Origin of the sequence: Comamonas testosteroni (assembly GCF_014076415.1) — a bacterium.
GTDB classification, from domain to species: Bacteria; Pseudomonadota; Gammaproteobacteria; order Burkholderiales; family Burkholderiaceae_C; genus Comamonas; species Comamonas testosteroni_F.
On record NZ_CP043568.1, the window covers coordinates 3,189,855 to 3,203,692 of the forward strand.

At 59.3% G+C, this 13,838-nt stretch carries 12 protein-coding genes; 6 read left to right on the forward strand and 6 right to left on the reverse strand.

Annotation, left to right across the window (positions count from 1 at the left end):
* Window positions 1-52: 52 nt before the first annotated feature.
* Window positions 53-583, reverse strand: coding sequence for an O-acetyl-ADP-ribose deacetylase (locus tag F0P97_RS14610; RefSeq protein WP_182282970.1), 531 nt, complete (start codon window positions 581-583; stop codon window positions 53-55).
* Between the two features lie 1,038 nt (window positions 584-1,621).
* Between F0P97_RS14610 and F0P97_RS14615 the strand changes: the two genes are divergently transcribed.
* The 3 genes from F0P97_RS14615 (at window position 1,622) to F0P97_RS14625 (ending at window position 5,314) form a co-directional block, all read left to right on the forward strand.
* The gene (locus F0P97_RS14615; RefSeq protein WP_182282971.1) at window positions 1,622-2,887 is read left to right on the forward strand and encodes an alpha/beta fold hydrolase; all 1,266 of its coding nucleotides are present in this window, start codon (window positions 1,622-1,624) and stop codon (window positions 2,885-2,887) included.
* Window positions 2,888-3,045: 158 nt separating this feature from the next.
* Window positions 3,046-4,140, forward strand: coding sequence for a porin (locus F0P97_RS14620; protein ID WP_182282972.1), 1,095 nt, complete (start codon window positions 3,046-3,048; stop codon window positions 4,138-4,140).
* Window positions 4,141-4,534: 394 nt separating this feature from the next.
* The gene (locus F0P97_RS14625) at window positions 4,535-5,314 is read left to right on the forward strand and encodes an alpha/beta fold hydrolase (RefSeq protein WP_182282973.1); all 780 of its coding nucleotides are present in this window, start codon (window positions 4,535-4,537) and stop codon (window positions 5,312-5,314) included.
* Between the two features lie 125 nt (window positions 5,315-5,439).
* On the opposite strand, the gene F0P97_RS14630 is transcribed toward F0P97_RS14625, so the two are convergent.
* On the reverse strand, window positions 5,440-6,015 hold the full coding sequence (locus tag F0P97_RS14630) for a DinB family protein (protein WP_182287212.1): 576 nt from the start codon (window positions 6,013-6,015) through the stop codon (window positions 5,440-5,442).
* 216 nt (window positions 6,016-6,231) lie between these two features.
* A complete protein-coding gene (locus F0P97_RS14635) occupies window positions 6,232-6,636 on the reverse strand; it encodes a VOC family protein (protein WP_182282974.1) in 405 nt (134 codons plus the stop codon).
* 138 nt (window positions 6,637-6,774) lie between these two features.
* Here F0P97_RS14635 and F0P97_RS14640 point away from each other — a divergent pair, with 138 nt between their 5' ends.
* Window positions 6,775-8,121, forward strand: a complete 1,347-nt coding sequence (locus F0P97_RS14640) for a PLP-dependent aminotransferase family protein (protein ID WP_182282975.1) — start codon at window positions 6,775-6,777, stop codon at window positions 8,119-8,121.
* Window positions 8,122-8,264: 143 nt separating this feature from the next.
* On the opposite strand, the gene F0P97_RS14645 is transcribed toward F0P97_RS14640, so the two are convergent.
* Window positions 8,265-9,437: an MFS transporter gene (locus tag F0P97_RS14645; RefSeq protein ID WP_182282976.1), complete on the reverse strand. Its 1,173-nt coding sequence runs from the start codon at window positions 9,435-9,437 to the stop codon at window positions 8,265-8,267.
* Window positions 9,434-10,627: a serine hydrolase domain-containing protein gene (locus F0P97_RS14650; RefSeq protein WP_182282977.1), complete on the reverse strand. Its 1,194-nt coding sequence runs from the start codon at window positions 10,625-10,627 to the stop codon at window positions 9,434-9,436. Before F0P97_RS14650 ends, F0P97_RS14645 begins: the two co-directional genes overlap by 4 nt.
* A 116-nt stretch (window positions 10,628-10,743) precedes the next feature.
* Between F0P97_RS14650 and F0P97_RS14655 the strand changes: the two genes are divergently transcribed.
* The gene (locus F0P97_RS14655; RefSeq protein WP_182282978.1) at window positions 10,744-11,634 is read left to right on the forward strand and encodes a LysR family transcriptional regulator; all 891 of its coding nucleotides are present in this window, start codon (window positions 10,744-10,746) and stop codon (window positions 11,632-11,634) included.
* Between the two features lie 99 nt (window positions 11,635-11,733).
* On the opposite strand, the gene F0P97_RS14660 is transcribed toward F0P97_RS14655, so the two are convergent.
* Window positions 11,734-12,636: a LysR family transcriptional regulator gene (locus tag F0P97_RS14660; RefSeq protein ID WP_198424697.1), complete on the reverse strand. Its 903-nt coding sequence runs from the start codon at window positions 12,634-12,636 to the stop codon at window positions 11,734-11,736.
* 97 nt (window positions 12,637-12,733) lie between these two features.
* Between F0P97_RS14660 and F0P97_RS14665 the strand changes: the two genes are divergently transcribed.
* Entirely contained in the window at window positions 12,734-13,837 is a 1,104-nt protein-coding gene (locus F0P97_RS14665; RefSeq protein WP_182282980.1) for an NAD-dependent epimerase/dehydratase family protein, read from the forward strand.
* Window position 13,838: the final 1 nt, after the last annotated feature.

Genomic DNA, 13,838 nt, shown 5'->3' on the forward strand with positions numbered 1-13,838 from the left:
CTCACACTGCCGGCCAGGAGGGGGCATGAAAACTGGGCCCAAGGCTCAGGTGCTACTCGGGTCCGGATGGCGGCAGTCGATTCAAAATCAATTCATACTGAAGCAAGTCAGCAGGTGAAAAGCAACAGAAGACAACCTCTTCAATTGGCGAATGTTCCGACAGACTGTCCTGGACGGTCCTGACAGCCACTTGCGCAGCCAGTTCGATCGGGTACCCGTATATGCCGGTGCTGATACTTGGGAAAGCAATCGAGGCAACCGCCTTCTCCTCCGCCAACTCTATGCATCGGCGATAACAGCCGGCGAGCAGCTCTGCTTCACCGCTTTCCCCTCCTCTCCACACGGGTCCGACGGTGTGAATGATGTAGTGGGCTGATAGGCGATAAGCCTTGGTCACCTTTGCATCGCCAGTCTTGCAGCCTCCGAGCAGCCGGCATTCATGCACAAGGTCTGGACCTGCCGCACGATGGATTGCACCGTCGACGCCACCTCCGCCAAGAAGAGACGAATTTGCTGCATTGACAATGGCTCCCACATGAAGCGTTGTGATGTCAGAGCAGATGGCATGAAGGCGTGTGGGCATATCTGTACAGAGAAAGAACGGGCAGGCAGCCGATACTGCAATGGCAGACCTGTTTTGTAAACGCGTTGCCTGCGTAAGTGCCGATGAGCGATGCCGTTGTGCGCAACCCCATTCCCGAAGTGCCTTGAATCAGGAAGATCGCAATTTTGAGCGATCTTGACCGCTGCATGACTTCTGTTCTTGCGAGCATTCGATTGTCTGCACTGGGTCGATCTGCGACTTTCGCAGTCCGGCCAGAAGCAGACTCTTCTGTAATCGATCGCCAGTTCTGGTGAAAGCCCATCCGAACTAGCCACTGCCTGGCGCCTGAACCACAGCAAACCCCACAACACCAGCCCTTGGGCTCCATGTGTCCCGAGCGGCTGCCCGGCTGAACGTTCGACAGCGCGGCTCGCGCCGGCATCCTCATTTCGACCTGTGGCAGCCGTTGGACCTCGAATATCACTTGCACTGGATGCACTGCGAAGCAACGTCTTGGCGGCTGAAGCCAGCGAGAACGCTGCATTGAGAGTCATGCACCGAACGAAGCATGGGCGAATGGTGCTGGCTGCACGTAGCTACTCCATTTCGTCATCTAGCTAGCGTTTTACCGCAAGGGAAAGCACCAAGCAAAAGTAGCGCTTTTTTCCTTGAATTACTTATGAAAAATAAACAAAATTCATCCGGAATTGATTATGAAAAATATTCAAATAAGTATTGATAGGAAGCAAGCTTTGGTAACTCCCCGAACATAAAAAGACCGCGCCGCAGCGACTCAATCGAGCACCGGCCCGAACGCTGCAATAACTCCAGCCGGAGCTCTTCTCCCGAAGTTTTCCAAACAAACGCTTGAGCTGTGCCCATGGCACGGCAAGGAGATGCTGCGCCCAAAAAAAGTCTACGACTCAACGGATATCCACGAATCCGCGCACTACGGCAACAGCAGCTCCAACCTGCTGTTGAACCACACGTTTCAAACACAACAACAGGAGACAGCGTGTTCATGTATCGCCGCAATTTCATTCAAACATTCCCTCGTAAAGCAAATCCGCTTCACGGATGAGCCCAAAACAACAAAGAACGGAACATTTCAGTATGGCTAAGAACAGCAATTGGATTTCGGTTGGGATTCTGGCGTCGGCAATTGCAGCATCCGCTGCAGTATTGGTAGGGTGCGGGGGCAATGACGGCAACGCCCACGCTGGCGTGTTGCCAGCAGTCTCTGAAGGCCCGTCTGGTAGTGCGTTCTGGGATGTCTACCGGCAGCCCGATGCTCAGGCAAAGGTTGGCTCGATTTACTGGGCTCAAGAGCGCTCGGATGCTCCAGCAGGCTCAAGAGCGTGGAACATCGTTTACGTATCGGAGATCGTGAATGGCGTAAAAAAATATGTGTCAGGTGAGATCTACGTGCCTACTGCCGCGACACAAGGGCCTCGCGACGTGGTTCTGTGGAATCACGAAACGACGGGCGTAGCAGATATATGTGCTCCGTCGCGGCGCAACCTGGTTGTGGACGGCGTGAGCCGGGTTCCCGGCATCAAGGATTTGCTTGCCAAAGGCTATGTTGTGGCCATGAGCGACTATCCAGGGCAGGGGTTGCCGGGCCCTGCCTGGTATATGTCCGGTCAGCCCAATGCGCGTGCATCACTCGATGTACTCCGAGCCGTGCAGAACTTCCCTGAAGCCAAGGCCTCTCAGCGCTACGTCATGTATGGCTGGTCTCAGGGGGGCCAAACGACCATGTGGACGGACGCCATTGCCTCAACCTATGCGCCTGAATTCACGGGATTGGGGGCTGCGTTGATCGCTCCGGCAGTGCGCATCCGGGAATTGACGCTCAACTCCATGACGCGGACAGAGCTCGCCGGCTATGTCATCTCCACCTTGCCGGGTATCAAGGCCGCACACCCGGAGCTCAAATATGGTGATTTTCTGACCACTGAAGGTCTGGAACAGTTCCCGGCAATGGCCGATGGTTGCTTCGATATCTGGGAAACGGCATCCACTGTGACCAATCCCTATCAGGCTCAGGCACTGACACCAGGCAGTTCCTGGTGGAATGCGATGACCAGCGTCGACAACTTCACTCCTCGAGGAAAGACTCCGTTCGTCATCTACCAAGGCACGGATGATGTCCCGGTTCCAGCTCGCCTGACGGCGAAGGAGCGCCAGGCTCTGTGCAATGCGGGATCCAAGGTTGACTACAAAGAGTTCGCTGGTCTGGACCATGAAACCGTGGTTCCTGAAGCTGCAAAGCAGTTCCCTTCTTGGGCTCAAGAGCGCTTTGTCGGACAAGCCGCAGCCAGCAACTGCCCTGCTTCCTGAGAACAGGATTCTTGAAACGAGCGGTAGGTCGCGGACGGCCAGTTCGCGCCCTGCTGCCCACCTGCATTTGATGCAGCAGCTGAAAAGGAGGACGGCAACAAAGAAATCAAAGCATGGAGACTTCCTGTAATTCAAAGATTCATATAACGGAGACAAAGTTGTTTAGAAAAATAGCAAGCACATTTGCGCTGATGAGCCTGGGAGGGCTCGCACACGCACAATCATCTGTCCAGATCTACGGGATCGTGGATACGGCCGTCGAAACCATGAACAACGTGGGCGCAACCAAGTCCAGCCTCACACGCATGCCCAATCTGACGGGCAGCGTTCCATCACGCCTGGGCTTTCGCGGCCGCGAGGAGCTGGGAGGCGGATTGAGCGCATCCTTCACGCTGGAGATGGGTATCGGCCCCGACAGCGGAGCTCTCAACCAGGGCGGTCGCGGTTTCGGCCGCCAGTCCTTCGTCAGCCTCAACGGCCCCTGGGGATCGCTGGGGCTGGGTCGTCAATACACCATGCTGTTCTGGTCCGTACTCGACGCTGACGTGATCGGCCCGAGCCTGCACAGCATGGCCAGTCTGGACAACTACTTTCCCAATGCACGTGCCGACAATGCGATCTCCTACAAAGGCACGTTCTCGGGCCTGACGATCGGCGCGACCTATAGCTTTGGCCGCGATGCCGTCAATGCGGGCCCCAGTCCCGGCGGCACCAACTGCGCGGGAGAAAGCAGCACCGACTCCAAGACCTGCCGCGAGTGGTCGGCCATGCTCAAGTACGACACAGCGGCATGGGGGGCGGCGCTGGCACATGACGAGCTGCGCGGCGGCCCCGGTGCTTTCGCGGGGCTGACCAGCAGCGACAAAGTCGACAAGCGCACCATGCTCAACGGCTATGTGAAGCTTGGCGGCGCCAAGATTGGTGGTGGCTATATGCGTCGCAAGAATGACGGATATATCGCATCGCCGCGCAACGACCTGTGGTTTGTGGGCGTGGCCTACCCCATTGGGCAATGGACCGTGGACGCCCAGTACAACCAGCTCAAGTACAAGGACAACGCGGACAAGGGTCAGTTGCTGGTACTGCGCGGCACCTACAACCTGTCCAAGCGCACTGCGGCCTATGCCTCGCTGGGCTATATGAAGAACAGCGGCAATGCGGCCTTTGGAGCAAGCAGCGCTCAAGCTGGTGGAACGCCAATGCCTGGCGTCAATCAGACTGGCTTTGGCATGGGCCTGCGCCATATGTTCTGAGGTTGGAGCACAAATAGAGCGGGTGCGGGTAGCCTGGTGGCCCCCACTCGCTTGGTGCATGGAGCCGAATTCCGGATGAGTCTCTTGTGTCGATGCTCGTCCCAGCTTCCAGCCAGGACGCGACCATTCGTGCGCTGAGTCGTGCGTATTTCAGTCAGTAGAGCGGGTGCGAGACAATATCTCCGAATGACTCTCAGGCATGGCGGATTCAATCGGTCAATGCAACACATGCGCTGAACATCTCAGCGGCTGCGCACGACCTACAAGGCATATCCGCCCTCCCCACAAGCCGAAACTGCCCTATTCCAGCCGCCATGGAACAAGTTCCTTTGACCTTTAAATTAGACTATTCAAAGTGCTGTAATGGACCGGGTTGCAACTACCGCCCCCGGCCATGAACAGCCTTTCAGCAGGATTCTCTGATTTGCAGTCGCCCTCTCTTGCCGAGGTAGGGCCCGTGGTCCTTGTTCTCCTTCCTGGAATGGATGGCACGGGTGAGCTTTTCGCACCGTTCGTTGCCGCATTGGGAAAGACGACGCCCATCGTCGTGGTGAGCTATCCAACTTCCGGCGCGCCGCAGACCTATACCGATCTGGCGGAACTTGCCACATCAGCCTTGCCGCGCAATGGCCGTTTGGTATTGTTGGGAGAGTCTTTCTCGGGACCTATTGCCATTTCGCTGGCAGCGGCATACCCGGGGCGCGTTGTGGGCGTTGTTCTGTGCTGCTCGTTCGTTCGCAATCCAAGGCCGGGTCTTCGCTGGCTCAGCGGCCTGGCGACCATGCCCGTTCCGCTTCCCCCTGCTCCAATACTGAACCTGATGCTTCTGGGCCGGTTTGCGACGCCGAGCCTGCGGGTTATGCTGCGCTCCGCCCTGGCCAAGGTTCAAACAGCGGTTCTACGTTCAAGGCTGAGAGCGGTGGTATCCGTAGATGTGCGAGCACATGCCAAAGCAATTGACGCTCCGGTTCTCTACTTGAAAGGGATACGTGACCGCCTGGTGCCGCAGTCTTCCGTGTCTGATGCAGAGCAGTGTCTTCGAAAGATAAGAGTTCAGGCGTTTGATGCTCCACACTGCCTACTGCAAGCCATTCCGCAAGAGGCCGCTGCGGTGGTGGCTGACTTCGTTCGGAACCTTGCAACACCACGAGAGAATTCGGGAGTACATGAATAGTGATTCGAGAGCATGGGCGCTGTGCCAGACCCCATGTCGCGCTGGCCTGCGCTGGCGCGGTCCGATGCACTCCCCCTACGATCGACACCTTACGATTTCAGAGCACCGCGTCGAAATTGAATGCCTCACCGAGTGCTGCGATAGTGATCTCGGATGAATACGGGCAGATCGTTTGATGGCGGCGTAAAAGGTATCTGATACATCATGTCGCCAACAAAACCTCGGTGATAAGTGCTGTGATTCACGATATGCAGCACGATTTGCTCACGCGTCTTGATGCCTTGTCCGCCTCCTACAAACTCGAAATGGACGACTTTCACAAGATCTTCGTCCGACCAGGTATCGACAAGCCTGGTGTACCAGGAATCCATTTCCTGAACCGCCTGCCATAGATCGTCAACCGCAGGCGTATGGTCTGTATTGCGTGCGGTGTAGCGGTGCTTCCTGCCTTGCAGGTGGTGCCTGAAGATATCGTCCACCACATAGACGTGGTTCAACGTATGCACCATGTTCCCGAACCGCGTCGGTCTTTGCCGAAGAGCCTCGCCTTCCGGTAGCTCCATCACGTTCTTGAACGTCAGGCCATTTGCCCAGGCCTTGTAGCGCACCAGCATTCTCAATGTGTCTACTGCCGATGCGGACAGCGTGGCGCGCTCGTTGAATGAGGATGGGTTGTGTGGGTGCGGAAGGGTTGCGGACATAATCGAGAGTTCCTTGGAGGTCTTCAAAAACTGTGGAGACATGGAGGCACTCTGTGACCGGGTCTTCGACGATGGCGCCCAGATGGTCGTAGAAGAAGGCTCGTGCCTGCGTCGGCAGCATCACCTCTTCGGCATGAGGCCCAATCACGCCGATAGACGAGTGCGATTTGGCTGTCGGCCATGTCGGCTCCTCCAGATATACGCACATCTCTTGCTTCAGGGCTGGAGGTCGGCTCGATGCACGATATGGATTTTGTTGCCATCGGGATCGCGCAGATAGGCGCCGTAGTAGCCTTCTCCATAGTGAGGACGTGGTCCGGGAGCCCCTGCGTCCCGGCCACAGTGCACCAGTCCATCGGCGTAGGCGGAGTCCACTGCTGCTGCTGACGGAGCCAGAAATGCCGCCATGTTGCCATTGCCGACGGTCGCTGGTTCTCCGTTGTACGGGCTGTAGACATAGAAGCGAGGCAGACTCGCATGTGCGCTTACCCAGCAAAGCGCCGCCGGCCCACCATCTGGCACCACGATCCGGCGCGTCAGACCAAGCGGTACAAGCACCGCGTCGTAAAAGCGGCCTGACCGTTCAAGGTCACGCGTTCCAACAGTCACGTGGCTAAACATCTCGTTCTCCTTGCTTTCCGTCATCGCCGCAGGGCACTTTTCACCAGGAGGCAGTCATGCAGAGGCATTTGCGAGAACGTTACACTATTAAATAATCAAATAGTGTCACGAGACACTCTTTTTGTTGAGACTGCAAACATGCTCCTCCAATCCCCTTGGCAGCCTCGCCTTGCAAACCTTGAAGCCAATGCGGCCGAACGACTCGCACTTGCACTGGCCGACGACATCGTCGAGGGCCGGCTGGCGGGAGGTGACCGTCTGCCTGCACATCGAGATCTTGCAGAGAAGCTGCAAATCGGTCTTGGCTCGGTGACGAAGGCCTATGCCGCTCTGGAGCGCAGAGGTCTGACGCGCAGTGTCAAAGGGCGGGGAACATTTGTCGCGATTCAGCAGGCGCATGGTGATCGCCTGATTGACCTGTCGTCCAATGCGCCGCCGGCCGCGCTCAACGCACGCATCCTGGCACGGGCATTGACAGGCATCGCTCGCAAAATCGACGCGGACCATTTCAATTTCTATGCACCTCCTGGCGGACATCTGGAACATCGTCGTGTCCTCGCCCGCTGGCTGATGACACTTGGCTTGGTCGCCGATCCGTCGCTTCTGCTTTTGACGAGCGGCGCGCGCCAGGCGCTGTCGTTGGCTTTTGATCTGGCTTGCAGCCCGCAAGGATTGCTTGTGACCGAGCGGATCACCTATCCCGGCGCTATTGCCCTGGCCCGGCGCAAAGGCTATCGGATGCAAGGTGTCGAGATCGATGCCGAAGGGATGGTGCCGCAAGCGCTTGCGGACGCACTTGGCAGTGTCACGCCAACCGATGGCAAGGCGGTCTACCTCACCCCGACGCTGCACAACCCGACAACTGCCACGATGAGCCTGGAGCGAAGGCAGGCCATCGTGGATGTATGCCGGAAAACGGGAGCATGGATCATCGAAGACGGGGTCTATTCCGCCGCTCTCCCTGATCTACCCCAGTTGTCGGCACTGGCGCCCGATATCTCATTGCATGTGAACGGGCTCTCCAAGTCGCTTGGGCCGGGGCTGCAGATCGGCATGTTGCTGGTCCCAAAAGAACTGGGCGGCGCTGCGCAAGAACTGGTGCAGGATGTGCCGATGGCACCATCAGCATTTTCCTGTGCGGTAGTCGATGAATGGCTGGCCACCGGCGTGATCGCCTCGATCCAGAGGGATCTGCGCCATGAGTCCCGGCGACGTGCCAGGCTTGCCGCTTCGCTTCTCGGGACTGGCGAGCCTGTCTGGCATCCCCATGCCTACAACGTCTGGCTGCCGATGAAGCGCGAGGCCGCCAATAGTCTTGTCGCTGCAGCCGCAGAAATCGGTTTGAAGCTGACCCTGCCGGAATCCATGATGGTGGACCCGCAGGATGGGAGGAGCGGTCTTCGGATTTGCCTGGGCGCTCCCGGCTTCGAAGACCTGGGCGACGCGCTGAAGCTGCTGGCAGAGCTGCTCAAGCCGCAAGCTTGAGTGCGGTGCCGACGCAGGACTGCCGAAGAAGACAAGTGAGAGATGCCCGGCAATCCATCCACCCTGCCGCTGCAGGTACGGCTGAAGCAGGAGTTCTTCGAACTGCGCAAGGAATGGAGCAGATACCGAAGAACTCCCCCGCCTTATCTTTGTACAACTGGAAAGCCGTGGCTCCTGGCTGCCCACACAACAGCCAGCGTTGCAGCTAGCAGCATCAGGAGTACCGGAGGGAATGCGGCGACGCCGAGATAATCCAGCAAGGCACCGCCAATCAGCCCTCCACTTGCAATCGCGATGTTCCAGGCTGTGACCAGCATGGACTGCGCAACGTCGGCCGCGTTGCCCGCCGCCTTGGCGATGGCTGTTTGAAGCAGTGTCGCCACACCGCCAAAAGCCAGGCCCCAGACGGCCACTGCCGCATACACCACGGCAGGCGCATCGCCCATCAGGCCGAGTGCCAGCGCCGACAGGCCGAACAAAAGCGTACTGCCCAGCGTCAGGGCGCGCAGATGGCGATCGATCAGCACGCCGATGACCCAGATACCCAGCAGCGAAGTGATGCCGAACATGAGCAGGACCAGGTCTGTTCGTTTCGCCATGTCTGCCGCCGCGAGAAATGGCGCGATATAGGTATACAGGATGTTGTGTGCCAGAACGAAGGCCAGCACCACGAACAGCACCGGACGTACACCCGGGAAAGTGAACACATGCCCCAGAGACAGGCGTTTGCTCGCCGCCTGGCCCGCGAAATCTGGCAGCTTGACCTGTACCCATGCCATGAGCGCCAGTGCCAGTCCGCTCATGATGCCGAAGCACATCCGCCAGCCCAGCAAATTGCCTAGAAAGGTACCCGCCGGCACCCCAAGTGACAACGCCAATGGTGTACCCACCATCGCGATGGCGATGGCTCGGCCCTGCTGGTGCTCGGGCACCATGCGCGCGGCATAGCCCGCCAGCATCGCCCAAAGCAGACCGGCAGACACGCCCGCCAGAAAGCGCGCGATCATCGTCAGGACATAGTTGCTGGACAGGGCCGTGACAGTGTTGGTGATGGCAAAGCCTGCAATGGCCGCCAGCAGCAGTGGACGGCGGCGCACGCCCTGGGTGGCAGCGGTCAACGGGATGGCGGCTGCCAGCGAGCCCATGGCATAGATCGTGACCGTTTGTCCTGTCCAGGCTTCGGACACCATCAAGCCCTTCGCCATCTGAGGTAGCAGCCCTGCCGGCAGCGCTTCGGTCAGGATGGTGATGAACGCGGCCATTGCCAGCGCCAGCAATGATGCAATGGGCATGCGGTCTTGATGTGCGGCGGTCATTGCACGACCTCCAGCGCACCATAGACTGCGTCGCGCAGCTCGGTGACGAAGCGACCGGACATGCCCTCGTACAGCGTATTGGTGAAGGCGACCACGCTGAGGCCGCGCGCCCTATCCACAAACCAGGCATGGCCGTAGGCGCCACCCCAGCGCCATGTACCTACCGATTCTGGCGACGCGGCGCGCAGCGGGTCCCGCAGGACTGAAAAGCCGAGGCCAAAACCAAAGCCCGGTGCATCCGGCAGCTCCAGTCCACCAGTCTGGTCCCGCCCCATCTCGTTGATCAGCTCATCGGGAAGCAATGCTCCCCTACCCTGCCGCAAGGCCTCCAGCAGTTGCAGAAAGTCTCCGGCCGTGCCTGCCATTCCAGCTCCGCCAGAAGGGAAAGCCAGGGCATCGAAGATACGATCCGGGCTGTATCTGATGCCGACTGCGCCCTCGAATGGCGAAACCACTTCTCCTTCGGCCAGCGGATGTGGCTGGGGCGTATCGCTTACGTAAGCAGTGGCCACGCGCTGCGGATCGCGCACCAGGAAACCCGTATCGCTCATGCCCAAGGGACCTGTTACCCATTGGTTGACTGCTTCGTCCAGTGACGCACCGTGGATGTGTTCAATCAATGCCCCCAACACATCGGTTGCCAGCGAATAGCCCCAGGAGGTACCCGGCGCATACAGCAGCGGCACGCTGGCGATACGACGCAGGTTCTCAGCCAGATTGAAGTTGACTCTGTCCATGCCGTCCGAGGCACCAGCCCGGGCATAGGGGCCATCGGCATCGGCCTCGATAAAGCGATAGCCCAGCCCTGCTGTGTGGCTAAGCAACTGCCTGGCAGTGATGCGTGCTGGGCTGCCATCAATCAACCGGGGCTGGAACCCTGGGAGCCAGCGGCCGATGCCCTCATCGAGATCGAGGCGGCCTTGCGCAACCAGCGCAAGCGCAGTGGCCGAAACGATGGGCTTGCTCACCGATGCCAGCCGGAAGATGGTCGTCAGCTCCATCGGGCGCGCGCTCTCGCGGTCGGCATGGCCGGCGGCCTGCTGGTGGATCAGTTCGCCGTTGTGTGCCACCAGCACGACGGCACCGACCAGCCGCCGCTCATCCAGAGCCTGCTGAATGACTGCATGGATGTGGGTGGACAGATGTAGGGGCGGAATGCCCGGGCGTAAAGGAAAGACGGGATAAGTCACGGAAGTGCCCTTGATTCAATGGATCACACCGTGACGATAGAAAGTCTGAGATTAAAGAAAAAGTAGGCTACAGTTCCTTTTAATGCGGACAAAGATGTCTTCAATCATGGTACGTTATGGACAGCTTGAATGGTTTCGCCGTGTTTGTGCAGGTTGCCGAAACGCGAAGTTTTGTTGCCGCCGGGCGACTGTTGGGCGTGTCGGCCTCAGCCATAGGCAAGAGCGTGGCGCGACTGGAAGATCGGCTGGGCGTACGCCTGTTTCACCGCAGCACGCGCAGTGTCACGTTGACAGCCGAGGGCATGCTGTTCCTGGAGCGCAGCCGACGTATCCTGGCCGAGATCGAAGCGGCAGAGCTCGAACTGGCGCAGGCCAGCAGTGCACCACGCGGGCGCTTGAGAGTGAGTTTGCCGCTGGTTAGCTCGCTGGTGCTGCCGGTGCTCGGCGAGTTCATGCGCGAGTACCCGGAGATCGAGCTGGATCTGGACTTCACCGACCAGATAGTTGACGTGATCGAGGAAGGCTTCGACGCCGTGGTGCGCACGGGCGAGCCCAGCGACTCTCGCCTCACGGCGCGCAGGCTGGGGGCTTTCCGTTCGCTGCTGGTGGCTTCACCAGATTATCTGGCACGGCGAGGGACACCTCGGGAGCCTGCTGATCTGATGCAACACCATTGTCTGCACTACCGCTTCCCGCATAGCGGCAAGCTGGAGCCATGGACTCTGCGAACCATGTCCGGCGAAACCGAGTTGCAGCTGCCCACCTCGATGATCTGCAACAACATCGAGACGCGCGTGTGCTTTGCCTTGCAGGGACTGGGGATAGCCTATCTGCCGGAATTTTCCATTCGCGAACAACTGGCTGATGGCCGGTTGCTACCGCTCCTTACCGACCATATGGAGCGCAGAGGCGTTTTTTATGTGCTGTGGCCGGCAAGCAAGCACCCGTCGCCTAAGGTACGGGCTCTGGTTGATTTCTTGTGCGCACGCGTGTTCCCTGCTGCCTGATTTGCTCAGGATTCACGTCGTTTCCGGGGGCTGATAGCAGAGTCAGGTTCTTCTGTCATTGGCAAACAACCGCATCAGGCCCAGCGCAGTGTCGACCGGCTAGGAAGTCATGTAGTCTTGCAGCCCCTTCAACAGCGCATCAAATGTCACCTTGCAGCTCGGATTGTTGCGCAGATCTTCGTGCATGGTGAGCCAGGTCTCCAGGCTCAATGGAATGCTTCCAGGCAATATGTTCACCAGATTCCGGTCGCGCGCCGCTAGATTCACCTGGCACACGCCAATACCGCAGCCAGCTCGTATCAGCGCCATCTGTGCCATGTCGTTGTCGGTGCGCACCGCGAAGTTTTCGCGGCTCCAGATCGGGAACGCCTTGCGTGCGGCACGCACGAACGGCGTCTCTTCATCAAAGCCAATCAGCGCATGCTGCGCCAGATCGGCCAGCGAGGCGGGCGTCCCGTGCTTGTCCAGATAAAGCCTGTGCGCATGCAGACCAAGTGACATCACCCCAACGCGCCGGGCAATCAGCTGCTCCTGCCTGGGTTGAGTCATGCGCACGGCGATGTCGGCCTCGCGCTGCAACAGGTCCTGTACGCGGCTGGTCAGCACCAATTCCACCGTCAGGTCCGGGTGTGTGTCCTGCAGTTGCGCAAGGATAGGTGGCAATACCTCTTGCCCTATCACCTCGCTGGCCGTCACGCGCACTGTGCCCTGGATGCCCGAGCCTTGGCTTTCGGCCACACGTTTTAGCGCAGCGGCAGCGCTGTGCATGGTCTTAGCAAACGGCTTCAGCGCAAGCGCCGCCTCCGTGGGTAGAAGGCCCATTTGCGAACGTGTAAACAGCGTCACACCCAGCGCTTTTTCCAGCGCGTCCACATGCCGCCCCACGGTGGGCTGGGCAATTCCCATGGCGCGCGCCGCGCCGGACAATGAGCCCTCTTCCAGCACGCCCAAATAGGAGCGGTACAGCTCCCAGCCTATCTCGGTGGTGTTGTCGTTAGCCATACAAAAATGTATGGCGGCTACCATATGTTGGTCAATTGCTTAATAGCCATGCCAGCCTGAAACTTCCTCTCATCGCAACAAATTCAGGGGTAATGAGATGGCAAGCAACACTGCCTTGGTTCTAGGCGCCACCGGCGGTATCGGTGGCGAAATGGCACGGCAACTACGCTACGCAGGCTGGACAGTGCGCGCATTGCGCCGCGGTGGTGAGCAGCAAATTGAGCAGCGCGACGGTATGCTCTGGATGCGCGGCGACGCGATGAACCGCGACGATGTGCTGGCCGCCGCCGAAGGCTGCTCCGTCATTGTGCATGCCGTCAACCCGCCCGGCTACCGTCGCTGGGGTGAGCTGGTGCTGCCCATGCTGGACAACTCCATCGTCGCCGCGCAGGCTAACGGCGCCACCATCGTGCTGCCTGGCACAGTCTACAACTATGGACCCAGCGCCCTTCCCACGTTACATGAAGATTCGCTGCAGCAGCCCGTCACCCGCAAGGGTGCCATCCGTGTGGAGATGGAGCGGCGCCTGCAGCAGGCCAGCAGCCGGGGCTGCCGAGTGATCGTCGTGCGCGCGGGGGACTTCTTCGGACCCAAGCCGGGCAATAGCTGGTTCTCACAGGGCATGCTAAAGCCCGGCCAACCGGTCAAGTCCATCAGCATGCCCAACGCACCCGGGGTGGGCCACCAATGGTCTTACCTTCCCGACGTAGCCAGAGCCATGGTGGAGCTGGTGCAGCAGCGCGACACACTGGCTCCCTTTGCCACCTTCCACATGGCAGGCCACTGGGACGCCGACGGCACCCAGTTGGCCGCGGCGATCTGCCGTGTGGTCGTCAGGCGCGGTGGAGTCCAGCCCAAAGTGAGAGCCTTTCACTGGTGGCTTACCGCACTTGCAGCGCCCTTTGTACCGACCTTGCGTGAGCTGCGTGAGATGCGCTATTTGTGGAGCACGCGGGTGGAGATGAGCAACGCCAAGCTGGTCTCGACGCTCGGACATGAGCCGCATACGCCGCTGGATGAGGCGGTGGAGGCCGCCTTGGAAGGTATGGGGTGCTTGCCGGCGACACCTGCACGCGAGTTAAGCGCCGTCAAAAAAACTCTCACCACAGCAGTGGTTGCGCTGGCCGTTGGCCTCTGTCTCTACACGAGCGATGTGCGTGCGGAACACCTGTTTGCGAATTTGCCAAGTATCGGTCGGTGAT

Excerpts from the sequence above, each read along its gene's own strand:
- F0P97_RS14610 (WP_182282970.1), bottom strand. The coding sequence starts at position 583 with ATGCCCACACGCCTTCATGCCATCTGCTCTGACATCACAACGCTTCAT.
- F0P97_RS14615 (WP_182282971.1), top strand. The coding sequence starts at position 1,622 with ATGAGCCCAAAACAACAAAGAACGGAACATTTCAGTATGGCTAAGAAC.
- F0P97_RS14625 (WP_182282973.1), top strand. The coding sequence starts at position 4,535 with ATGAACAGCCTTTCAGCAGGATTCTCTGATTTGCAGTCGCCCTCTCTT.
- F0P97_RS14630 (WP_182287212.1), bottom strand. The coding sequence starts at position 6,015 with ATGTCCGCAACCCTTCCGCACCCACACAACCCATCCTCATTCAACGAG.
- F0P97_RS14635 (WP_182282974.1), bottom strand. The coding sequence starts at position 6,636 with ATGTTTAGCCACGTGACTGTTGGAACGCGTGACCTTGAACGGTCAGGC.
- F0P97_RS14640 (WP_182282975.1), top strand. The coding sequence starts at position 6,775 with ATGCTCCTCCAATCCCCTTGGCAGCCTCGCCTTGCAAACCTTGAAGCC.
- F0P97_RS14645 (WP_182282976.1), bottom strand. The coding sequence starts at position 9,437 with ATGACCGCCGCACATCAAGACCGCATGCCCATTGCATCATTGCTGGCG.
- F0P97_RS14655 (WP_182282978.1), top strand. The coding sequence starts at position 10,744 with ATGGACAGCTTGAATGGTTTCGCCGTGTTTGTGCAGGTTGCCGAAACG.
- F0P97_RS14660 (WP_198424697.1), bottom strand. The coding sequence starts at position 12,636 with ATGGCTAACGACAACACCACCGAGATAGGCTGGGAGCTGTACCGCTCC.
- F0P97_RS14665 (WP_182282980.1), top strand. The coding sequence starts at position 12,734 with ATGGCAAGCAACACTGCCTTGGTTCTAGGCGCCACCGGCGGTATCGGT.